This is a genomic window from Mycobacterium sp. (genome assembly GCF_965229105.1).
Classification (GTDB): Bacteria; Actinomycetota; Actinomycetes; order Mycobacteriales; family Mycobacteriaceae; genus Mycobacterium.
In genome coordinates this window covers 644,500-665,486 of sequence record NZ_OZ245858.1, presented here as the reverse complement: position 1 = coordinate 665,486, position 20,987 = coordinate 644,500, and the positions used below count along the sequence as shown (strand labels likewise).

Here is a 20,987-nt window from a genome sequence, read left to right as displayed (position 1 = left end):
GCTGCGATACTCTCGTACCAATCCGTATGCGCCATCAATGGTCGCACTATCTCCACTGCCCGCGAAGGTAACCATGCCCAAGTCCAAGGTTCGCAAGAAAAACGACTTCACCATCAACCCGGTCAGCCGGACCCCGGTGAAGGTGAAGACGGGCCCGTCGAGCGTGTGGTTCGTGGCGCTGTTCATCAGCCTGATGCTGATCGGACTGGCGTGGTTGTTGGTCTTCCAGCTCGCGTCGTCGTCGCTGCCGTGGCTGGCCGATCTGGGGGCGTGGAACTACGCCATCGCCTTTGCCTTCATGATTGCCGGTCTGTTGCTCACAATGCGGTGGCGGTAACGGCGAACCGTTCAAATTTGCGCTGCGGGGGCCTGCTGTGCCGGTCCCCACATCGCGTCCCAATCACACGCGTGTGATTCATCCCCATTGTGGATAGCACTTGTGGATAACCCCATCGGCAACGGTAAGAGCACCTATGCAACCCATCCAGCAAACTGAATGGGGCCCCCGACCGCTCGGGGTCGCGGCCCTCGGAATCGCTGGTACCGTGCTGGGTCTTTGCGCTGTGACGCTAGTCACAGACCCTCCCGGTCGCGTTCTCATAGGCATTGCCGGGGTGGGTCTGTTTTTGTTTGCAACATTCTCGTGGCGAGCCCACCCCAAGCTAGCAATCACCGATGACGGCTTGGTGATACGCGGCTGGTGGCGCACCGAGACGATCCGCCCAAATGACATCGCGCTGATCCGCATCACGGAGTTCCGGCGCATCGGGCGCAAAGTCCGTCTTTTGGAGATCGACACCACCGATGACCGGCTGCGCGTGTTCACCCGGTGGGACCTCGGCGTCGAACCGATATCGGTACTCGACGCCCTGACGGCAGCGGGTTACGCGGGCTAGTTAAAACGCCGAGCAGACGCAAACTGCCCTATTTTCAGGCGAAAATGGGCGAGTTTGCGTCTGCTCGCGAAGGAAAACCTAGGAGATCGTGATCGATTCGATGACGACCGGCTCGGCGGGGCGGTCATTGCGGTCGGTCGCGGTGGCGCCGATGGCGTCGACGACCTTCTGCGACTCCTCGTCAACGACCTCGCCGAAGATGGTGTGCTTGCGGTTCAGGTGGGGCGTCTTGCCGACGGTGATGAAGAACTGCGAGCCGTTGGTGCCCGGGCCGGCGTTGGCCATGGCCAGCAGGTACGGCTTGTCGAACTGCAGCTCAGGGTGGAATTCGTCGGCGAACTTGTAGCCGGGACCGCCGCGGCCGGTGCCGGTGGGGTCGCCGCCCTGGAGCATGAAACCTTCGATGACGCGGTGGAACACGGCACCGTCGTAGAACGGGCCGGAGGCGCTGCCCGAAGCGTTCTCGGTCGAGTATTCCTTGGTGCCCTGGGCCAGGCCGACGAAGTTCGCAACGGTCTTGGGCGCATGGTTACCGAACAGCGCGATCTTGATGTCGCCGCGGTTGGTGTGCAGCGTGGCAGTGGCGGTCTGAATGGGGCTAGTCACGGTTTTACAGTCTGCCACTACCGCCTCGGAGGATTCCTCGGCCCCTTCTCGGGACCCGAGTGCGGGCCCGAGTCGGCCACACAGTTTCGGTGAAGATGGCAGGCTGGGCACCATGAGTGTGAAGTCCGATACCCGCCTGACCCCGAGACAACGACTGGCCCGCGGCCTGACCTATTCCACGGTCGGTCCCGTCGACGTGACAAGGGGCGCAGTCGGACTCAGCGCTCAATCGGTCGCGGCGACGGTCAAGGGTCTGCGCCGGCGTTACCAAAGCGGCCAACTCCGTCGCGAACTGGCCGCCGCTCAGCAGAACATCGCCCGCGAACTCTCTGCCGCCGGGGACGTCGTCGCCGGGCTGCCGCAGGCCATTCAGGATGCCCGGGCGGGTCAGCGCCGCAGTTGGCGCCCCTGGGTGCTCGCCGCAGCCGCGGGCACCGTGGTGGTCGTCGGCGGGGCCGTGGCGTTCTCGGTGGTCCGGCGCTCATCCAAGCCCGAGCCGTCCTCGCTGCCGCCCAGCGTGCAGATCGACCCGAAGCCTTAGCTGGCCGAGTTAGCTGACGCGAATGGCCGTCGGTGTCTTCGAACTGTTCTCGATCGGGATCGGACCGTCGAGTTCACACACCGTGGGCCCGATGCGGGCGGCGGCCCGGTTCGTCCGGCACCTCGCCGATGCGGGCGTGCTGAACCGGACCGCACGCATCCGGGTCGAGCTCTACGGATCGCTTGGCGCCACCGGACACGGGCACGGCACCGTCGATGCCGTAGTGCTAGGGCTGGAAGGTGCTGCGCCGGAAACCGTGGACCCACCGGCGGCGCGAGAGCGGCTGGCTGCCATCCGTGCCAACGGGCACCTGCAGCTTCCCGACGGTCCGGAGATCGCGTTCACGATCCCGGACGACATTTCATTGACGTTGCACACCTTGGACTTTCATAGCAACGGGATGCTCTTCACGGCGACCGCCGCCGACGGCTCACCGCTGGGGGACCGGACCTACTTTTCCATCGGCGGCGGGTTTGTCGTCGACGAGGACGAGGCCAGACAACCCCGCCGGGAAGACCGCGCGTTGCCCTACCGATTCGGCACCGCTGCCGAGTTGGTCGCCCTGGCCGAGCAGCACCGCATCAGTATCGCGGAATTGATGCTGCGCAACGAGGAAGGGTCGCCTGCGCAGGTGCGCGACGGACTGTTGCGCATCTGGGCGGTGATGCAGCAGTGCGTCAGCACCGGTCTGCGTACCGGCGGAACCCTACCGGGTGGCCTCAAGGTGCGCCGCCGCGCGAGTTTGCTGTCCACCGCGCTGGAGGCTGACCCGACCGATCCGATGTACGCGATGGACTGGGTGACTGTGTACGCCCTGGCGGTCAACGAGGAGAACGCGGCCGGCGGACGCGTCGTCACCGCACCCACCAACGGCGCCGCCGGGGTCATCCCGGCCGTCCTGCACTACTACCGACGGTTCCTGCCCGGCGCTGACGACGCCGGCGTGGTGGAGTTCCTGCTGACCGCGGGCGCGATCGGTGTGCTGTTCAAGGCGAACGCCTCGATCTCGGGGGCCGAAGTCGGCTGCCAAGGCGAAGTCGGTTCGGCCTGCTCGATGGCCGCTGCCGGGTTGGCAGCCGTGATGGGCGGCACGCCGGCCCAGATTGAGAACGCCGCCGAGATCGGGATCGAGCACAACCTCGGGTTGACCTGTGATCCGGTCGGCGGCCTGGTGCAGATTCCGTGTATCGAACGCAACGCGGTGGCCGCCGTGAAAGCCATCACCGCGGCCCGGATGGCGTTACGGGGGGACGGCACCCATCACGTCAGCCTGGACACCGCCATCAAGACGATGCGCGATACCGGCGCCGATATGCAGGACAAGTACAAGGAGACCTCCTTGGGCGGCCTGGCGTTGAACGTGGTCGAGTGCTGACGGGCTGCGACATTTGAATACTTGGTTGAAACGGGTGGACCAGGTCCCGATCGGAGTAATTTCCCAACCGAAGGCGCACACGTTGGGAGCAACTTCATGGCTCAGATGCAGATCCAAGGCCGGGTGCTGCTGGGCGCGTTAGCGTCCGGTGTGCTGGCCACCGTGATGATGGGTGGTGCACCTACTGCCAATGCCACGTGTGCATCGATTTTCGGCATCGGTAACACTGCGGACTGCACGAGCAACCTGACCAGTATCGCCATCGCGATCGGCCCCGGCGCCGTCGCGCATGCTGATGGACTCTTCGGCAGCGCCATGGCAATCGGCATGACGAATGGCGTGAACGAATTCACCATTGCCCAAACGACGACGGGCCTTTTCAGCTTCGCCTACGCAGGCGGCGTGGACACGATCGCAGGGACGCAAGGAAACTTCGGGCTTGCCGTCGTTCAGGGCAAGTACGCCACCGCGCTGGCAGGTCAATCGACCGGCGATAACTTCAACACCGCCATCAACCTCGGTGGCACCGGGGTCGACATGGGATTCCCATATTTGTTCAACCCGTTCACCAACCCGGTGCTCGCAGCCGGCCAGGGCAACCTCGCCGTGAATATCGGTGGCACGACTATTGATCCAAGTAAAACCAAGGCGAACGGAGTCCAAGCTGTCGGCGTCGGCAACAGCGCCTTGAACATCGGCGGAGTGGGAAATCAGGTTTTTGCGGGCAACAACGTCGGCCCGATACCTTCCACCCTGAGCACGGCATTCAACATCTTGGGTGACGGCAACAAGGTGACCGCGCAACCGGGCCCGCTGGCCGTCGCCGGATCGATCTTCCGCAGCGGTGCGATCGTCACCAAAGTTGGTCCAGGCTTCAATATCAACGGCTTTTCCGTCGGAGCGGCCCCGGTGGACCGCAGCGCGAAAACGGCAACTCCGACGAGGGCGGTAACAGCCACCGACAAGACTCGTGACTCGGCGGCTGCTTCCGGCCTGCACCACACGAAGTCCTCGGCCCGCGCGAGCACCCATACCCGCTAGGCGGGGCCCCTCTCCCTGGGCGGCGCACGCAACATGGTCGAATGCTGGGATGAGCGATCAACAGCCCGATGGCGTCAGTGCACCCGCGATGGGCGACGCGCAGGCCCGCGCGGCGTATGCCCTGCTGGCAGAGTTCAACGGGGCAGGCCGACCGATGCGGGTCGAGGACGTGTTGAAAGCTGCGGCCACACTCGACGCCACCGAACCGGTTGATCTGGCCGTGAATGCCGCCAAACTCGTCGGTGGGGTGTCCATCCTGACGATCGCGCTGATGATGCTCCGGCAGCGCGAACAGGGCGCGCCTCCCGATGACACCCTGGCGGCTTTGAAGCAGTTTCTGGGCCCTGAGGCACAGGCCTGACGCGATTACTTGTGGAGCCTAGGAGATTCGAACTCCTGACATCTGCCTTGCAAAGGCGAAATATGGTGTAGTTCAGGTGGTTACGGTGCGGCTATGCTGCTGAAACACCCAACTGTGCTTAACAGTGGTTATCTGTAACTGTGGTCAGATTGTGGTCATTGTGTGGTCATGTCCTCGGCTCACAGAAGCCTGGCCGGTGGCTGATACTTCCACAGCTCGAGTTCCTGCCAGTCGCTGGGGAAGCCCATCATCTGATGCGTAGCCACCTGTGGGACGCCTGGAAGCTTTTTCGCTTGCGTGGCGAACGAGCGCGGCCAGTTGGTGTAGCGGTCGACTCTGATAAGTGCGCTCGCTAGGACCGCAGCGAGGGCATACACTTTGCGCCGCATGAGGTCCGAGCTCGGAACCAGGTGTTCCAGGCGCGAATCAATATCCCCGGAAACGAACTCGGGCAGCGTGTATGTGAAGCTGCGATTCCAGATTCGATCACCGTGCGCACAGTGGTTACGCAGAAGATTCAATGACTTTGTCCACGCTCGGAAGTCGGGCTCCCTCTTGGGACCAAAATTGCGAGATATCTTGTTGCGATCATCGCGGAGTAGGAACCCGTAAAGCCGGACGATTCCTCCGAGATCCATTACCTCGGTTGCCGTCCAAATAGGCATCCGACCTTCGTATTTCTCCTTGAAATGCTTGACGAAGTCCTCTTTTTCAGCATCCTTGCAACGTTTCTCATACTTCTCCAGCCACACGTCGTACTGGCGCTGCCCGCCGGGGTTGGAACGGTCGACCGGGACCTCGCACGCCACGCTGTCCAGCGCGTTGTTGGGATCTAGGTGGCCGAACTTGTCGCGCCGGCCGAGCGTGTAGGCGATCTGCACCCTGAGTGCAACTTCGAAGGCTTCGAGTCCGGCGAGGAGGGCCGCTCGCAATTTGACATCAAAGTCATGCAAATCCACCGCGGCCTCAATCGAGGAGCCTTCAACGAATTGGTTTTGTACCAGGCCGGCCTCGTCGCGCTTGCGGAAGGAGTAGGTGTACGCCGAAAGTCGGTAATAGCCGATCCGTTTCAGGCTGGAAAGCGCTGCAGTGTGATCCCGATACGGCATGCCCCTCTCGACGAGCCGCGTTAGCTGCTGCTCGTACGTCAGGTGGGGTTTGTCGTAAGTGGCCACGACATAAACTTGTACAGCAAGTCAGTGCCAAACCACAGCGTGGTTGCGTACATATGACTTGTCCACAAATTGTGCACAGATCAATACACAAATGAAAACCGACCCGTACATCTCATGACTTAACGTCGGCGAGATGCAGAGGGGCCGGTGTTGATAAGACCAAGTTAGGCGCGGCTCGTTGGCGTGTCAACCACCCCTGAGCTGCGGTTTTAGGCCTCTGGGCGCGGTTATACCGCACTTAGGCTGCCCGCGAAGGAAATCACCTTAGGCGCGTTCGATCGTGCCCATAGGCGTCACATAGGCCGTTTTACGACACGCTTGTACACAGCGGTGTGGACACTAGTTGACACCAACTACAGGCGTGCCGCCTGGGATTTCTGTGACTTTCGTCACACCTCCTTGGTAGATCTCGGAGGTTGGTCGTATAAGCGCGAAGCGCCCCGAGGGGTGGAGCAACATGTGTATCGCCTGCCACAACTGCACCTTTCGGCGGCGGTCGAGTCGTGGCTATCCCAGGGCTGCGCACTACCTCTTGCTGGGGCGAACTTGGCGGGCCGTTACTACGGGATTTCGCGCTGGTATTCGGCGAGCATCTTCTCGTACTGCCGGATTGCGTCCGCTTCGTCGCCGCCATGTGCCTCGGCTACAGCCACCCCGAGCGATCCTGCTAGGCCCGCTAGGAAACGATTCATGTGTCGAAAACACACGGCGCAGTCACCGATTTCGTCGAGAACCGCTTCGCTCGCGTTATCATCGTCATACAGCGAGGTCAGTGCCAGCTTGATGCCGCGTACCTTGCCGTATGCCAGCGCGACATCTTCGGGAAAGTCCAAGGCGCAGCCTGGATGTGTCGTCATCCGTCATCCCCTTCAGCAACTCGATACCGTCGACGCGAACGACGATATCGGCGGCCGCGAAAGCTGGGGTCGAAAACCCAGGGTCCGGCGCACCCCGAGTCACAGAAACGACACGGCTGCCAAACCGCGTACGGGGCGGGAGGGGTCTAGGCCATCGCCTCAGCTTGGGTTGATGATTCCAACGAGCACTTGCCGCCGGCGCGCGCCCTGTACCGGCAACTGTCCTCCTCATTGAAGTCGCTACCATTCCTATGTTCTTGGTAACCGCCAACTCTGACGAGTTTCGTTAAAGGGTCATTAACCCGCGAAAGAGTCAAGAAGCCGACCGATGAACTTCGTAGCCTGATCTCTCGCTCGTTGGTTGGTTCTACCGGCGGCACCGATCAGGATGTCGCAGCCGTCGACATGAATCTGCACCGTCGGCCGTACCTCCTCGGGGCTGCCCTTGATCTCACCCCACGACCACTGGAAGCCAAAGTTCTGCACATCAACTCGCTTGATATCGGAGACCGGTCGGACCCACCCAGTCAGTTTGATGGGGTGCCCCTCGTCGACGCCTTGGGCGCCCTGGTGCATCCCGACCGTCAGGGAGCCAATCGAGTTGCCTCGCAGCCAATACACGCGGTGCTCTTGCTCGGCCGGGTCGGGCACTTCAGTCAGGAAGGCGTCGACGGTATCGACCGGACCACCCATTAACCAGGCCAAAGCGTTCAGGAACTCCAGGAACTCCCCATAGGTGTGCCCTAGGTGGGTGAGTGGTCCCGCTGCTTGCACGGCGTCCCGCAATGCGCCGATCGAGCGTTCATCGATTTCCCTGATGTCCATAACCTGGAGCATATGACCGCGGGCCGACATGGAGACCGGTGCATCCGCGGCATCAAGCTCGGTGAGTCACCGCTTGTGTGCGCGGAAGGACTTCATCCTGCACGCATCAGAACACCACCGCCGACGTCGTCCGAATTCCGTCTCCTACACCTGCTTCCCACACCAACCGCACGGCACAAGTAGCAGGCCCCAACGCGGTGCACCTGCGCTCATCAGCGGAAGCCTCCGTCTAAATCGTGTACGTAACTGTGCGCTTTGAAAAGGTTTGCATTTCGTACAGACGGGCACGCGCTAAGCCATTCGTGGCTGGAGCTTGCGAGGGCCGGGGGTCCCCCAGGGGTGTTGTGCGTACGCCACCTGGCACCGGCCAGCGGGCACAAGACGATCGGCGTCTTGCGTCAGGTGCTCGCAACGACCGTCAAGGAGAACCGTCTGGTTGTGAATCCGGTGGACGGAGTCGAGCTCCCCGCGGTGACATATGCGGAGCAGCGGTTACTCAACCTGGAGCAGCTGCACGCGCTCGCCGATGCGGCAGGGGAGAACCGGCCCTTGGTGTACGTCCTCGGAACATGCGGCCTGCGGTTCGGTGAAGTAGCGGAGCTGCGATGGCGTGATGTGGACCTGGATAGCCGACGCCTGCGGGTCGCCCGGTCGGTGACGCTCGTCGACGGCGTCTTCGAGATCGGCACGCCCAAGAACGGCAAAGGCCGCACGGTGAGCGTGCCCGAGTTCGTCGCCGATCTGCTGGCACCCGGCGGCCCTGACGCACTGGTTTTCCCGGACTCTGAGGGTGGCCATATGCGCGGCACGAACGTGCGTCGGCGGTGGGGGTCTCAGGCCGTGGCGGCCGCGTTGCTGTACCCGCGGATAACCACGGTGTCGGGCCACGACACGGTGATCTACGACCTTAGGCTCCACGAGTTGCGGCACACCGCGGCGTCGCTGGCGATTCAGGCTGGCGCCAACATCAAGGCGCTGCAGAACATGCTTGGACACGAGTCCGCGGGGCTGACGCTGGACCGCAACGGCCACCCCTACGGGTCCGATGTCGAAGCGGTCGGAGTCGCCATCAACGCTCTTTTAACTCGTGATTGTGTCAAAAGTGTGGCCGCGGAGGTTCCTTGAAAGCAAGGCAGGCCAGACCGTATGTGGCCTGACCTGCATCTTATCTTGTGGAGCCTAGGAGATTCGAACTCCTGACATCTGCCTTGCAAAGGCAGCGCTCTACCAACTGAGCTAAGGCCCCTTACCCGCTAGGCGGGCAGGTTTGCGGTGTCGTCCGCCGCGACGTGCCAGACCTCGACACGTTGCCGCGACCGTAATACCAAGCCACCGGCCGCGAGAACCGCCAAGATGACGAGTAGCCGTTTCACGGATACCCCTCTCCCTGGTCGTACCGGATCTCACCGGCTTCCAGTGGGCCTAGGAGGACTCGAACCTCCGACCTCTTCGTTATCAGCGAAGCGCTCTAACCACCTGAGCTATAGGCCCGTAACTTGCACACGACCGAGGAGCGAGATTACCGCACCGGTGGCCAGCCACCCAAACCGCGACTAATCGCGGTCGGCCAACGTCACCTCGACACCGCCGACGATATCGGTCGTCAGGTTGTAAATGAAGGCACCGATCGTGGCCATCGCGGTCAGCAGAACGATGTTCACCAGCCCGATCAGCAGGGCGCCACCGAAGATGGTGCCACTGGAGACCAGTTCGCCGCCGCTGCCACCACTGCTGGTCAGAAGGTCGCCGACGTTGCTGTTGAGCTTGCTCCAGACGCCCATCCCGCCGAGCACCAGATACAGGAACGCGACGGCGATCATCCAGACGAAGAACAGGGCGACCGACAGCAGCAGCGACACCTTCAGTGCGCTCCACGGGTCGACGCGGCGGATCTGCATCGTGGCTCGCACCGGACCGCTCTTGGCCCGGCTCGTGACCTGCGTGCGACTGCCAGCGGTGGCCCGATTCGGCCCGGAGGCAGGGGATTCCGTGCGTTCGGGGGTGGACCGGCGGGGCTGCACCGGGCGCGGTACCGGACCCGAGAGGTCCGGCAGCTCGCTGGCGTATTCCTTGGTGCGGGTGGCGTCCCCACGCGATCCGGCGTCAGCGTCCGGGGCCGGCGCTGGCGTCGCGTTGGCCGGCTGGGCGCCCGGGGCAGCGGTCCCGGCGATGAAGCGGTTGGGACGTGCCTCCGGGGCGGGGGAGTGGGCCGGCGTCCGAGGCTCTTGGCGCGCGGGTGGAGGGTCCAGCGGCGGCCGGGGTCCGGACTGCTGGGTGCGGCCCGCTCCCCGCTGCCAGGGTGGCACCTCGCCCGAATCCGAGATCCGGGCCGTCGGAGGCCCCGGATCGGTGAGCCGCCGGGGGGCGCCGGTTGAACCGTTCCCGTTACCCGTGCCGTCGCCAGGTCCGGCATGGCCGGGCTCGTTCGGTGAACTCACCACTTCTCCCTTTTTAGGCCGCCGCGCCGAGCGCTAGGCGTCCGACTCGGTTTCTGACTCGGCGTCCGGCCCGGCTTCGGTCGCGGATATGTCGTCGTCATCATCGATTTCCTCGGCGTTGCGCGCGATCGCTAACAGTGTGTCGCCGTCACCCAGGTTCATCAACCGAACGCCCTTGGTTTGGCGCCCTGCCTTGCGAACCTGCTTGGCCTTGGTTCGGATGACGCCGCCGCCGGAAGTGATGGCGTACAGCTCGGTGTCATCGTCGACGATCAACGCTCCGACTAGACTGCCACGACGGCGGTCGTACTGGATGGTCAGGATGCCTTTGCCGCCACGGCCCTGGACCGTGTACTCCTCGATGGCGGTGCGCTTGGCGTAGCCGCCGGCAGTAGCGACCAGCAGATACGTGCCCTCCTGCACGACGTTCAGCGAGAGCAACTGGTCATCGGCGTTGAACCGCATGCCCTGCACACCCGAGGTGGCGCGACCCATCGGACGCAATGCCTCATCGGTGGCGGAGAACCGGATCGACTGACCGTTCGCCGAGACCAGCAGCAGGTCCTCGTCGGCCGAGCACAGCACCGCCCCCACCAGCTCGTCACCATCACGCAGGTTGACCGCGACGATGCCGCCGGAGCGGTTGGAATCGAAGTCGGTCAGCTTGGACTTCTTGACCAGACCGTTCTTCGTGGCGAGCACCAGGTATGGCGCGTCCTCGTAGCTCTTGATCTGGATGACCTGGGCGATGCGTTCCTCGGGCTGGAAGGCCAGCAGGTTCGCGACGTGCTGACCGCGTGCGGTCCGTGACGCCTCTGGCAGCTCGTAGGCCTTGGCGCGGTAGACCCGACCCTGGGTGGTGAAGAACAGGATCCAGTCATGGGTGGAGCTGACGAAGAAGTGCTTGACGATGTCGTCCTGTTTGAGGCCGGCACCCTGCACACCCTTACCGCCGCGCTTCTGGCTGCGGTACAGATCGGATTTGGTGCGCTTGGCGTAGCCGGTCTCGGTGATCGTCACGACCACCTCTTCGCGGGCGATCAGATCTTCATCAGCCACATCACCGTCGGCCGGGATGATCCGGGTGCGACGGTCATCGCCGTACTTCTCCACCAACTCGAACAGCTCATCGTGGACGATGGCGCGCTGACGTTCCGGCTTGGCCAGGATGTCCTCGAGGTCGGCGATCTCGGCTTCGATCTTCGCCAGATCGTCGACGATGCGCTGGCGCTCGAGGGCAGCGAGGCGACGCAGCTGCATATCGAGGATGGCTTGGGCCTGGATGTCATCGACGTCGAGCAGCTCGATCAGGCCGGCCCTGGCGACATCGACGTTGGCCGACGCCCGGATCAACGCGATGACCTCGTCGAGCGCATCAAGCGCCTTGACCAGACCGCGCAGGATGTGGGCCCGCTCATTGGCCTTACGCAAGCGGTAGATGGTCCGGCGGACGATGACGTCCAACTGGTGCACCACATACAGCCGGATCAGCTGATCGATCCGCAGTGTGCGGGGGACACCGTCGACGATCGAGAGCATGTTCGCACCGAAGCTGGTCTGCAGCTGGGTGTGCTTGTAGAGGTTGTTCAGCACCACCTTGGCCACAGCGTCACGCTTGACCTCGACGACGATGCGCATACCGACGCGATCGCTGCCCTGGTCCTCGATGTTGGAGATACCCGCGAGCTTGCCGTCGCGTACCTGGTCAGCGATCGAGGTGATGAAGTTGTCGTGGTTGACCTGATAGGGCAGCTCGGTGATGACGAGCAGAGTGCGACCCCTCGAGTCCTCCTCGACCTCGACGACACCGCGCATGCGGATGGAGCCGCGCCCCGTTGTGTAGGCGTCGTGAATCCCTTGGGAGCCAACGATCAAGCCGTAGGTCGGGAAGTCCGGGCCCTTGACGCGTTCGGTGACCGCGGCCAGCGTGGCCTCTTCGTCGGCCTCGAAGTTGTCCAGGCACCAGAACACCGCGTCGGCCAATTCGCGCAGATTGTGCGGCGGCATGTTGGTGGCCATGCCGACCGCGATACCGCCGGAGCCGTTGGCCAGCAGGTTGGGGAACCGGCTGGGCAGAACCGTCGGCTCCTGTACCCGTCCGTCGTAGTTCGGGACGAAATCGACTGTCTCCTCGTCGATTTCACGCAACATCTCCATCGCCAGGGGCGTCAGACGTGCCTCGGTGTAACGCATCGCGGCCGGCGGATCGTTACCCGGTGAGCCGAAGTTGCCCTGCCCGTCGACCAGGGGGTAGCGCAGTGACCACGGTTGGGCCATTCGCACCAGGGTGTCGTAAATCGACGAGTCACCGTGTGGGTGATAGTTACCCATCGTTTCGGCAACGGAGCGTGCGGATTTCGCGTGTCCGCGGTCGGGCCGGAAGCCCGAGTCGTACATCGCGTACAGCACGCGGCGGTGCACCGGCTTGAGGCCGTCACGAACCTCAGGAAGTGCACGGCCGACGATGACGCTCATCGCGTAATCGATGTAGCTGCGCTGCATTTCCTGCTGGATATCGACCGGTTCGATGCGGTCGGTGGTCGCGCCGTCGTCGCCGCCGGGTGGCAGGGTGGTGTCTGTCATGTGCTCCTCGCTCGTCTATGAGCAGCTTGAAAGTGGTTGGGGGATCAGACGTCGAGAAAGCGGACGTCTCTCGCGTTACGGGTGATGAAGCTGCGACGGGCTTCGACGTCCTCGCCCATCAGCACGGAGAACAGTTCGTCGGCCGCGGCGGCATCATCGAGGGTGATACGGCGCAGCACCCGCGCGCTGGGATCCATCGTGGTTTCCCACAATTCCTTCGCGTCCATCTCACCGAGGCCCTTGTACCGCTGGATACCGTCTTCGGTGTTGATCCTGCGACCGGCGGCCTTGCCAGCCTCGAGCAGTCCGTCGCGCTCGCGGTCGGAGTAGGCGAACTCCGGCTCGCTGCGCTGCCATTTGAGCTTGTACAGCGGCGGCTGCGCGAGGAAGACGTGCCCATTCTCGATGAGCGGCTTCATGAATCGGAACAACAACGTCAACAGCAGCGTCGAGATGTGCTGGCCGTCGACGTCAGCGTCGGCCATCAACACGATCTTGTGGTAGCGCAGTTTGGTGAGGTCGAACTCGTCGTGGATACCGGTGCCGAGTGCGGTGATGATCGCCTGGACTTCGGTGTTCTTCAGCACCCGGTCGATGCGGGCCTTCTCGACGTTGATGATCTTGCCGCGCAACGGCAGGATCGCCTGATACATCGAGTCGCGACCACTCTTGGCCGAGCCACCAGCCGAATCGCCCTCTACCACATAGACTTCCGACAGTCGCGGGTCTGTCGAGCGGCAGTCGGCGAGCTTACCGGGCAGACCGCCGATATCGGTTGCGCTCTTGCGGCGCACCAACTCTCGCGCCTTGCGGGCGGCCAAGCGGGCCTGGGCAGACTGGACAGCCTTGTTCAAGACTGTCTTCGCCTCTGCTGGGTTGGATTCGAACCAGTGGCTCAGTTGTTCGTTGCAGATCTTCTGCACGAACGACTTGACCTCGGTGTTGCCCAGCTTGGTCTTGGTCTGACCCTCGAACTGGGGGTCGCTGACCTTCACCGAAATCACCGCGGCCAGTCCCTCACGGATATCGTCGCCGGTGAGGTTGGCGTCCTTCTCCTTGAGCAGCTTCTTGTCCCTGGCCCACTTGTTGACCACGGTGGTCAGGGCGCTGCGGAAACCTTCTTCGTGCGTGCCACCCTCGTGGGTGTTGATGGTGTTTGCGAAGGTATGCACCGATTCCGAGTACCCGGCATTCCACTGCATGGCGATCTCGACCTCATGGCCCGGACCCTTGCCGTCGAAATCGATGATGCTCTGCTGAATCGGGGTCTTGGTGCGGTTGATGTGCTTGACGTAATCGACCAGGCCACCCGGGTAGTGGAAGGTGCGGTGCTTGACCTTGTGCGGCGCCTGGGCTTCCGCTTCCTTCTCGTCGGCCGACTTCGGCGCTTCGGCCGTATCACTGACCACGTCGTCGACGACGTCATCGGCTGAGACTCGCTCATCGATGAGGTCGATGGTCAGACCCTTGTTGAGGAAGGCCATCTCCTGCAGGCGGCGCGCGACGGTCTCGAAGTCATAAACCGTGGTCTCGAAGATGTCCGGGTCGGCCCAGAACCGGATTGTGGTACCCGTTTTTCTCGACGGGCCGCCCTGCTTCAGCGTGCCTGGGACGGAGCGGTCGTAGTACTGGAACCATTCGAAGCCGTCGCGAAGAACCGTCGCCTCGAGCCTGGTCGACAGGGCGTTGACCACAGAAACACCAACACCGTGCAGGCCACCACTGACGTTGTAACCGCTGTTCTCGCCACCGAATTTACCGCCGGCGTGCAGCTGCGTCATCACGACGTCGATGGTCGGAACGCCCGTGGCGTGCATGGCAACTGGGATGCCACGGCCATCGTCGGTGACCTGCACGCTTCCGTCGCCGAGGATCTTGACATCGACCCTGGTGGCATATCCCGCCATCGCTTCGTCGATGGCGTTATCGACGACTTCCCAGACCAGATGGTGCAGGCCCCGCTCACCCGTGGAGCCGATGTACATGCCCGGCCGTTTACGAACCGCCTCGAGACCTTCAAGGATGGTGATCGATTCAGCGCCGTATTCGTTCTTCTTCTGGGCAGCCACGGTCGGGACAGTCTCCTCGGGGGTCGCGTGCGCACGGTCCAGTCACCGCAGCATGTCTTGTGTTTAGTCTACCGTCACCCACTGTCAGGACCGATACTGCGGCGGTGTTTCTGCCTATCTAACTTCGCCGTGCGCGCAGTATCTCGATTCACGGTGCGTCAGGACGCTCCAACACGACGAAAATCTGCTTCTGGTGGCTCTCAGCGGACGGTGCGCCGACTGACTAACCGTAGGTGTCACGCGGCCCGCGCCCGGAGATATGTAGTTTCCCTTTGCGCCACGACGGAGCGCTGGGTCCAGTGATCTTCAGGCTCGTCACCACACCGTCACCGACCGCGGCGGCGATCTTCGCCAGTAGCTGCGCCTGCACGGTGCGCAACTGAGTGGCCCAGGCCGTGCTCTCGGCGGACACACTCAGCACGCCGTCGCGCAGCGCAGTCGGGACGGCATGCTCGGCGATCTGCTCACCGACGACGGTGTCCCACTGGCCGAAAACCGCGCCTGCGGCCACCCGCGGCGTCCAGCCTCGGCTCTTGCTCAACTCATTTGTCGCCGCACCCAAGGTTTGGGGGTCACGGCTGTCTGGGCCCGGCCCAGACCAGCTGCGCCGTCCCCCCGCAGTAAAGGCCCGCCGCGCAGCGGGCGATTTTCCGCCGCGACCCACATCTTTACCCTGCGTGCGCGCGGCTCCCCGGGCCTCCTCGAGTGCCCGGCGTACGAGATCCATCCCGGCAAGTCCGGACAGGTGGGCCGGGGGACCGGCGGGCTCACCCCCTGCATCCGATGGGTCCTTTTCTTTCTCGGGCTCGTCGTTACCCATCATCTACCACCGAAACCCTGCCGCTCTCATCATCTTTGAGTGTTATCGGGATACGACGCACATCCCAATCGTCCGGAATATCTTCGGCCACAGCCGCTGTCACCAATACCTGCTCCGCGGACGCGGCGACAGAAGCCAGTGCCCGCCGACGCGCCGTATCAAGCTCAGCGAAGACATCGTCGAGTAACAGCACCGGATCGGTGCCTTCGCTGCGAAGTAATTCATACGATGCCAACCGCAAGGACAGCGCCATCGACCACGATTCTCCGTGGCTGGCAAAGCCTTTCGCAGGATGATCGCCGAGGCAGAGCTCGAGGTCGTCGCGATGCGGGCCAACCAGACACACCCCGCGTTCGATCTCGGCATCGCGGCGTAATGCCAGCGCCTCGAGCAGTGCGATCCGCAGGGACTCGACACTGTCGGTTGCGGTCGGCGCGTCGATCAGCTTGTCGACACTGCTGCGGTAGTTGATCGCTGCCGGGCGTGACGACGGGGCCAGTAGTTGATAGGCCTTTTCCACCTCGGGGGCCAGCGCATCGACGAGTTGCAGCCGCGCGGCCATCAGCTCCGCTCCGTGCGCCGCCAGATGCCCGTCCCAGACCTCGAGGGTGTCGAGCGCGCCGCGATCACCGCGGAATCGCGAACTCGCCGCTGACTTCAACAGTGCCGTGCGCTGGCGGAGAACTTTGTCGTAATCGGCACGCATACCAGCGATTCGGGGTCGCCGGATGGTGGCCAATTCATCGAGATAGCGCCTTCTATCTCCCGGATCACCGCGGACCAGCGCCAGATCCTCCGGTGCAAACAGCACAGTGCGTAGCGCGCCGAGGATCTCGCGCGCGCTGCGCACCGGCGATCTGTTCAGCCGGGCCTTGTTGGCCCGCCCTGCGGTGATCTCCAGATCGACAGCGAGTTCGCGACCTTCGTTGACCACGATGGTCGATACCACCGCACGATCAGCACCTGCGCGGATCAGTGGCGCGTCCGTTGCTACCCGGTGTGAACTCAGCGTCGACGAATACCAGAGCGCCTCAACCAGATTGGTTTTCCCATACCCGTTTTGACCGATGAAGACAGTCCGGCCCTGTTCCAATTCAAGGTCGGCCGTCTGCCACGATCGAAAATCGCGTAACCCCAGATGCCGGACGTACACCTAACCTGACTCGCTCACCCGCTTCACCGCGTGGCCACCGAACTGGTTGCGCAACGCCGCGACGGCCTTCATCGTGGGCGAATCATCCTGTCGCGACAGGAAGCGGGCGAACAGCGAAGCGGCAATACCGGGCACGGGAACTCGCAACCGGATGGCTTCCTCCACCGTCCATCTACCCTCACCCGAATCGTCGGTGTATCCCGAAATCTCGGCGAGCTGCGGGTCTTCCTTCAACGCCTTGGCGAGCAGTTGCTGTAGCCACGACCGAACAACCGTGCCGTTGGTCCACGCCTGATAGACCGCCTGCGGATTCTGGACGAGTGGCTCGGCCGACAACAACTCATAGCCCTCGGCATAGGCGGTCATCAACGCGTACTCGATGCCGTTGTGCACCATCTTCGTGAAGTGCCCCGCCCCGATCGGACCGGCGTGCACGAAACCGTCTTCTACCGGGCCGGGCGGGCGCAAACTATCGAAGATCGGCATGGCCCTGGCGATATCGGCATCACTACCGCCGACCATCAGGCCGTAACCTTCCGTCAGGCCCCAGATGCCACCGGAGACCCCGGCATCAATGAAGCCAATCCCCTTTTCGCCCAACATCTTTGCGTGGGGTCCGTCTTCGGTGTAGCGCGAGTTGCCACCGTCGATAACCAAGTCACCTTCGGAAAGAACACCGGCCAATTCGGAGATCGTCTGATCGGTGATGGTTCCCGAGGGAACCATCACCCAGACAACCCGGGGGGCCTCGAGCGCTTCGGCCAACGCGGCCAACGTCGGGACGTCAGTGACCTCTGGGCGGGGGTCATAGCCGATGACTTCGTGGCCGCCTTCACGCAGCCGGTCACGCATGTTGAAGCCCATCTTGCCCAGTCCGACCAGACCCAGCTGCATGAATATCCCTTTCGTCGCGGTTGTCGGTCAGCCAGGCAGACGGACCGGCATCAACAGATATACGTAGTCCGTCTGAACAGCGGGGAACGGCCCAGTGCCCGTCAGGGAGGTTTCTCCGTCATCTTGTCCTGCCGGCCGCAAAACTGCAGGGCGGCTGGGTGTGGTGAAGCCGAATGAGACCCGGCCGGAATGCAGCGAGCTCAGTCCGTCGGTGAGATACGTCGGGTTGAAGGCGATCGTCAAAGGCTCACCGACGAACTCCACCGGCAGATCCTCCTCGGCGCGGCCGACATCGTCGGCACCTGCCGACAGCCGCAGCACCCCGTCGCCGAACTCCATCCGCACCTGAGCACCACGATCAGCCACCAAGGCCACACGCTTGATGGCCTCGGTCAGCTCGGCCACCCCGATGGTGGCCACCGCAGTGTGTTCTGTCGGCAACAACTGGCGGAATTTCGGGAACTCCGCATCGAGCAGGCGCGTCGTACTGCGTTTGCGGTCGCTGCGAATACCCAGCAGCCCCTCTTTACCGACCGCGGCCCCCGCACCCAGGGACAGATGCACCTCGGTGCCCGCGGTGCCCGCCTTGGCCGCTTCGGCGAGAGTTTTCGCCGGCACCAGCACCGCAGCCTCGATATCCGCACCGGCGGTCGCCCAGGTCAATTCCCGGACCGCCAACCGGAACCGGTCGGTGGCTGCCAAAACCACTGAGTCACCTGAGATTTCGACCCGGATTCCGGTCAACATCGGCAAGGTGTCATCACGGCCGGCCGCAACGGCCACCTGGCCGATGGCCTCAGCGAACAGATCAGCGGAGATAACACCTGTTTCTTCAGGTAGCGCAGGCAGGGCAGGGTAGTCCTCGACCGCCATTGTCGGCAGCGAGAAACGCGCGCTGCCGCAGGTGAGTGACACCCGGGTGCCCTCCACCGTCACGTCGACGGGTTTGGCCGGGAGTGCCCTGGTGATATCGGAGAGCAACCGACCAGATACCAAAACGCTTCCAGGAGAAGCGATCTCGGCAGCGACCTGGACCTCGGCGGACACTTCGTAGTCGAATCCGGAGATCCGAAGACCTTCATCGGATCCGGTCAACAGGACGCCGGCCAGTACGGGCACGGTCGGTCTGGTCGGGAGATTGCGCGCCACCCACGCCACAGCGTCGGCGAAATCCTCTCGAACCAGGCGGCACTTCAAGTCGGTTACCCCAACTGTTGTCGTCGCCACGGCCATAGCGTCCCTTCGTTACAACTCACGACAAGCCCCGACCAGCATTCCCGGCCGCGGCATCCATCCCCTGCCCCGCCACGGTGACCGCAACTGCAGTGAAGACCCACCGTAGAGCTTTCCTTGTCATCTTGAAAGCTAAACGATGGCCCTGACAACGCGCTCCCAGCGCGGCAGGGCGGGAGCGTGTGCAGGACTCCGTCCCCAGGCCTTCTCTTCTAAGAAGTAATTAGAGAGTTAGAACAGCAACAGTAATAGGGGGTGTGGAATCTGGGGATGACAGGTCGTTACTGCAGCCCAGGGGTCACGGGCGCCTGTGCATGAGCGGTGGATGGTTGAGCGGCCGGCGGGGCGCACCTGTGGACGGGCGAAAGATGTCAAAGGTTGTCACAGACTGTTGCAAGGTCGTGGGCAGGTTGTACACAGCGCTACCAACACCCCAATCGTGTGACTGGTGATGTGACTGTGTCGGAAGTTTTTTCAAAAGATTTCTGCCGCCGGACATGACACGCGCACGACAACAGCGCGAAACGCCGGGTGAATACCTCTTGGGAAGAGTGTGGGGAGGAGCGGTGACGTCAGCGCTTGGAGCGCTGACGGATCCGGGTGGTGAGTTCCTTAACGTGGTCGAAGACCTCGCGGCGGTAAGCCATTTCGTTGAGGATCTTCTTCTGCGCGTACATCACGGTGGTGTGATCACGGCCGAATGCCTGGCCGATTTTCGGTAGCGAGAGATCGGTGAGCTCGCGGCACAGATACATCGCAATCTGGCGGGACTGCGCCAGCGCCCGTGTCTTGCCGGGGCCGCGGAGCTCCTCGACCGTGGTGTCGAAGTACTCGGCGGTGGCGGCCATGATGGTGGCCGAACTGATCTGCATGGTGCTGGCATCGGCGATGAGATCACGAAGGACGATCTCGGCCAGTGCCTTGTCGATCGGAGTCTTGTTCAGTGACGCGAACGCCGTCACCCGGATCAGCGCACCTTCGAGTTCGCGGATATTGCGTTCGATGCTGCTGGCGATGAGCTCGAGCACATCGGGCGGCACGTCGAGCCGCTCCATCTGAGCTTTCTTGCGCAGGATGGCAATCCGGGTTTCCAGCTCAGGAGGCTGGACATCGGTGATCAGACCCCATTCGAACCGGGTCCGCAGTCGATCCTCGAGTGTGGCGAGCTGCTTGGGCGGCCGGTCGGAGGAGATGACGATCTGTTTGTTCGCGTTGTGCAGGGTGTTGAAGGTATGGAAGAACTCCTCCTGGATACCTTCTTTACCTTCGATGAACTGGATGTCGTCGACCAGCAGAACATCGATATCGCGATAGCTGCGCTTGAACGCGACCTTGCGGTCATCGCGCAGTGAGTTGATGAAGTCGTTGGTGAATTCTTCGGTCGAGACGTACTTCACCCGCATCCCGGGGAAGAGCCGCTGGGCGTAATTGCCTGCGGCGTGGAGAAGATGTGTCTTACCGAGACCGGATTCACCCCAGATGAATAACGGGTTGTACGCGCGGGCCGGGGCCTCGGCGATCGCCAGCGCGGCCGCGTGCGCGAACCGGTTGGATGCGCCGATGACGAAAGTGTCGAAGGTGTAGCGCCGATTGAGGCTGGTGCCCTCCGGTGCGGTGGTTCCGGCGCTGCGGCGGCGTTCGTTGAAATACGACGGCCAGCTCTCGTGAGCGCTGGCCAGTGCCTCGCTGTCCTCGTCGACTTCGTCGATATCGTCGGGACCAAATCCCTCGGGCGACGGGGGAGGGGCAGCGTCTGGGGGATCGTCCTCCGACGGTGGGGCGATACGAACACCCAGTTCGACCCGCTGACCCAACCGGCGGCTCAGTGCATCGGTGATCTGTACCCGAAGGTGACGTTCGATCTCGTTTTGAACAAAGCTGCTCGGTACCGACAGAAGGGCAAACCCTTCGACGATCGTGAGCGGCTTGACCAGCTTGAGCCAGGCCCTTTGCTGAGGAGTCAGCGCACGGCCCAGTGTCTCGCCGTTACCGGCCGAATCTGGGAAGGCTGCGCTCGTATCTCCGTTGAGCTCGGATACGACTTCACTCCACATCGTGGCGAACGCGGCACCGGGATCATCGGTCAACGACAGATCCCCCTCGGTCCGATGTGTTGGGAC

19 protein-coding genes and 2 tRNA genes are annotated in these 20,987 nt (G+C 63.0%); 7 read left to right on the top strand and 14 right to left on the bottom strand.

Annotated elements, in window-relative coordinates:
• Positions 1 to 73 precede the first annotated feature (73 nt).
• Both crgA and ADBZ9O_RS03115 read left to right on the top strand, forming a co-directional pair.
• Positions 74 to 337, top strand: a complete 264-nt coding sequence (crgA, locus tag ADBZ9O_RS03120) for a cell division protein CrgA (RefSeq protein WP_526528309.1) — start codon at positions 74 to 76, stop codon at positions 335 to 337.
• A 145-nt stretch (positions 338 to 482) separates the two neighbouring features.
• Positions 483 to 896, top strand: a complete 414-nt coding sequence (locus ADBZ9O_RS03115; protein WP_526533804.1) for a PH domain-containing protein — start codon at positions 483 to 485, stop codon at positions 894 to 896.
• Between the two features lie 78 nt (positions 897 to 974).
• Here the strand turns inward: ADBZ9O_RS03115 and ADBZ9O_RS03110 are convergent, their stop codons facing one another.
• Positions 975 to 1,520 carry a peptidylprolyl isomerase gene (locus ADBZ9O_RS03110; RefSeq protein ID WP_526528307.1) on the bottom strand — a complete coding sequence of 182 codons (546 nt, stop codon included), beginning with the start codon at positions 1,518 to 1,520 and terminating at the stop codon, positions 975 to 977.
• Positions 1,521 to 1,614: 94 nt separating this feature from the next.
• Between ADBZ9O_RS03110 and cwsA the strand changes: the two genes are divergently transcribed.
• The 4 genes from cwsA to ADBZ9O_RS03090 all read left to right on the top strand — a co-directional run bounded on the left by cwsA (position 1,615) and on the right by ADBZ9O_RS03090 (position 4,820).
• Positions 1,615 to 2,043 (top strand): cell wall synthesis protein CwsA, encoded by a 429-nt coding sequence (gene cwsA / locus ADBZ9O_RS03105; RefSeq protein ID WP_526528305.1) that lies wholly within the window; start codon positions 1,615 to 1,617, stop codon positions 2,041 to 2,043.
• A 22-nt stretch (positions 2,044 to 2,065) separates the two neighbouring features.
• Positions 2,066 to 3,418, top strand: a complete 1,353-nt coding sequence (locus tag ADBZ9O_RS03100; protein WP_526528303.1) for an L-serine ammonia-lyase — start codon at positions 2,066 to 2,068, stop codon at positions 3,416 to 3,418.
• Between the two features lie 96 nt (positions 3,419 to 3,514).
• On the top strand, positions 3,515 to 4,459 hold the full coding sequence (locus ADBZ9O_RS03095) for a hypothetical protein (protein ID WP_526528301.1): 945 nt from the start codon (positions 3,515 to 3,517) through the stop codon (positions 4,457 to 4,459).
• A 49-nt stretch (positions 4,460 to 4,508) separates the two neighbouring features.
• Complete coding sequence (locus ADBZ9O_RS03090; RefSeq protein WP_526528299.1) at positions 4,509 to 4,820, top strand: hypothetical protein; 312 nt, start codon at positions 4,509 to 4,511, stop codon at positions 4,818 to 4,820.
• A gap of 179 nt (positions 4,821 to 4,999) precedes the next feature.
• On the opposite strand, the gene ADBZ9O_RS03085 is transcribed toward ADBZ9O_RS03090, so the two are convergent.
• The 3 genes from ADBZ9O_RS03085 to ADBZ9O_RS03075 all read right to left on the bottom strand — a co-directional run bounded on the left by ADBZ9O_RS03085 (position 5,000) and on the right by ADBZ9O_RS03075 (position 7,677).
• Positions 5,000 to 5,995, bottom strand: a complete 996-nt coding sequence (locus ADBZ9O_RS03085; protein WP_526528297.1) for an Abi family protein — start codon at positions 5,993 to 5,995, stop codon at positions 5,000 to 5,002.
• 560 nt (positions 5,996 to 6,555) lie between these two features.
• Positions 6,556 to 6,852 carry a hypothetical protein gene (locus tag ADBZ9O_RS03080; protein ID WP_526528295.1) on the bottom strand — a complete coding sequence of 99 codons (297 nt, stop codon included), beginning with the start codon at positions 6,850 to 6,852 and terminating at the stop codon, positions 6,556 to 6,558.
• Positions 6,853 to 7,149: 297 nt separating this feature from the next.
• Positions 7,150 to 7,677: a hypothetical protein gene (locus ADBZ9O_RS03075; protein WP_526528293.1), complete on the bottom strand. Its 528-nt coding sequence runs from the start codon at positions 7,675 to 7,677 to the stop codon at positions 7,150 to 7,152.
• A gap of 339 nt (positions 7,678 to 8,016) precedes the next feature.
• Here ADBZ9O_RS03075 and ADBZ9O_RS03070 point away from each other — a divergent pair, with 339 nt between their 5' ends.
• Positions 8,017 to 8,802 carry a site-specific integrase gene (locus tag ADBZ9O_RS03070; protein WP_526528291.1) on the top strand — a complete coding sequence of 262 codons (786 nt, stop codon included), beginning with the start codon at positions 8,017 to 8,019 and terminating at the stop codon, positions 8,800 to 8,802.
• 48 nt (positions 8,803 to 8,850) lie between these two features.
• Here ADBZ9O_RS03070 and ADBZ9O_RS03065 read toward each other — a convergent pair.
• From ADBZ9O_RS03065 to dnaA, 10 genes are all read right to left on the bottom strand, one after another.
• Positions 8,851 to 8,923: transfer RNA gene (locus tag ADBZ9O_RS03065), tRNA-Ala, on the bottom strand.
• A gap of 171 nt (positions 8,924 to 9,094) precedes the next feature.
• A tRNA-Ile gene (locus tag ADBZ9O_RS03060) sits at positions 9,095 to 9,168 on the bottom strand.
• A 62-nt stretch (positions 9,169 to 9,230) separates the two neighbouring features.
• Entirely contained in the window at positions 9,231 to 10,115 is an 885-nt protein-coding gene (locus tag ADBZ9O_RS03055) for a DUF3566 domain-containing protein (RefSeq protein WP_526528289.1), read from the bottom strand.
• Positions 10,116 to 10,148: 33 nt separating this feature from the next.
• Entirely contained in the window at positions 10,149 to 12,698 is a 2,550-nt protein-coding gene (gyrA, locus tag ADBZ9O_RS03050) for a DNA gyrase subunit A (RefSeq protein WP_526528287.1), read from the bottom strand.
• 44 nt (positions 12,699 to 12,742) lie between these two features.
• The gene (gene gyrB, locus ADBZ9O_RS03045) at positions 12,743 to 14,767 is read right to left on the bottom strand and encodes a DNA topoisomerase (ATP-hydrolyzing) subunit B (protein ID WP_526528285.1); all 2,025 of its coding nucleotides are present in this window, start codon (positions 14,765 to 14,767) and stop codon (positions 12,743 to 12,745) included.
• Between the two features lie 223 nt (positions 14,768 to 14,990).
• Entirely contained in the window at positions 14,991 to 15,587 is a 597-nt protein-coding gene (locus ADBZ9O_RS03040; protein WP_526533802.1) for a DUF721 family protein, read from the bottom strand.
• A complete protein-coding gene (gene recF / locus ADBZ9O_RS03035; RefSeq protein WP_526528283.1) occupies positions 15,580 to 16,740 on the bottom strand; it encodes a DNA replication/repair protein RecF in 1,161 nt (386 codons plus the stop codon). The genes ADBZ9O_RS03040 and recF overlap by 8 nt, the downstream gene beginning before the upstream one ends.
• Complete coding sequence (gene gnd, locus ADBZ9O_RS03030) at positions 16,741 to 17,634, bottom strand: phosphogluconate dehydrogenase (NAD(+)-dependent, decarboxylating) (RefSeq protein ID WP_526528281.1); 894 nt, start codon at positions 17,632 to 17,634, stop codon at positions 16,741 to 16,743.
• Between the two features lie 27 nt (positions 17,635 to 17,661).
• The gene (dnaN, locus tag ADBZ9O_RS03025) at positions 17,662 to 18,867 is read right to left on the bottom strand and encodes a DNA polymerase III subunit beta (RefSeq protein ID WP_526528279.1); all 1,206 of its coding nucleotides are present in this window, start codon (positions 18,865 to 18,867) and stop codon (positions 17,662 to 17,664) included.
• Positions 18,868 to 19,439: 572 nt separating this feature from the next.
• Positions 19,440 to 20,954, bottom strand: coding sequence for a chromosomal replication initiator protein DnaA (gene dnaA, locus ADBZ9O_RS03020; protein WP_526528277.1), 1,515 nt, complete (start codon positions 20,952 to 20,954; stop codon positions 19,440 to 19,442).
• Positions 20,955 to 20,987 lie beyond the last annotated feature (33 nt).

Coding starts and splice junctions, on each gene's coding strand:
- crgA (WP_526528309.1), top strand. CDS start 74: ATGCCCAAGTCCAAGGTTCGCAAGAAAAACGACTTCACCATCAACCCG.
- cwsA (WP_526528305.1), top strand. CDS start 1,615: ATGAGTGTGAAGTCCGATACCCGCCTGACCCCGAGACAACGACTGGCC.
- ADBZ9O_RS03100 (WP_526528303.1), top strand. CDS start 2,066: ATGGCCGTCGGTGTCTTCGAACTGTTCTCGATCGGGATCGGACCGTCG.
- ADBZ9O_RS03095 (WP_526528301.1), top strand. CDS start 3,515: ATGGCTCAGATGCAGATCCAAGGCCGGGTGCTGCTGGGCGCGTTAGCG.
- ADBZ9O_RS03090 (WP_526528299.1), top strand. CDS start 4,509: ATGAGCGATCAACAGCCCGATGGCGTCAGTGCACCCGCGATGGGCGAC.
- ADBZ9O_RS03080 (WP_526528295.1), bottom strand. CDS start 6,852: ATGACGACACATCCAGGCTGCGCCTTGGACTTTCCCGAAGATGTCGCG.
- ADBZ9O_RS03075 (WP_526528293.1), bottom strand. CDS start 7,677: ATGGACATCAGGGAAATCGATGAACGCTCGATCGGCGCATTGCGGGAC.
- gyrA (WP_526528287.1), bottom strand. CDS start 12,698: ATGACAGACACCACCCTGCCACCCGGCGGCGACGACGGCGCGACCACC.
- ADBZ9O_RS03040 (WP_526533802.1), bottom strand. CDS start 15,587: ATGGGTAACGACGAGCCCGAGAAAGAAAAGGACCCATCGGATGCAGGG.
- gnd (WP_526528281.1), bottom strand. CDS start 17,634: ATGCAGCTGGGTCTGGTCGGACTGGGCAAGATGGGCTTCAACATGCGT.
- dnaN (WP_526528279.1), bottom strand. CDS start 18,867: ATGGCCGTGGCGACGACAACAGTTGGGGTAACCGACTTGAAGTGCCGC.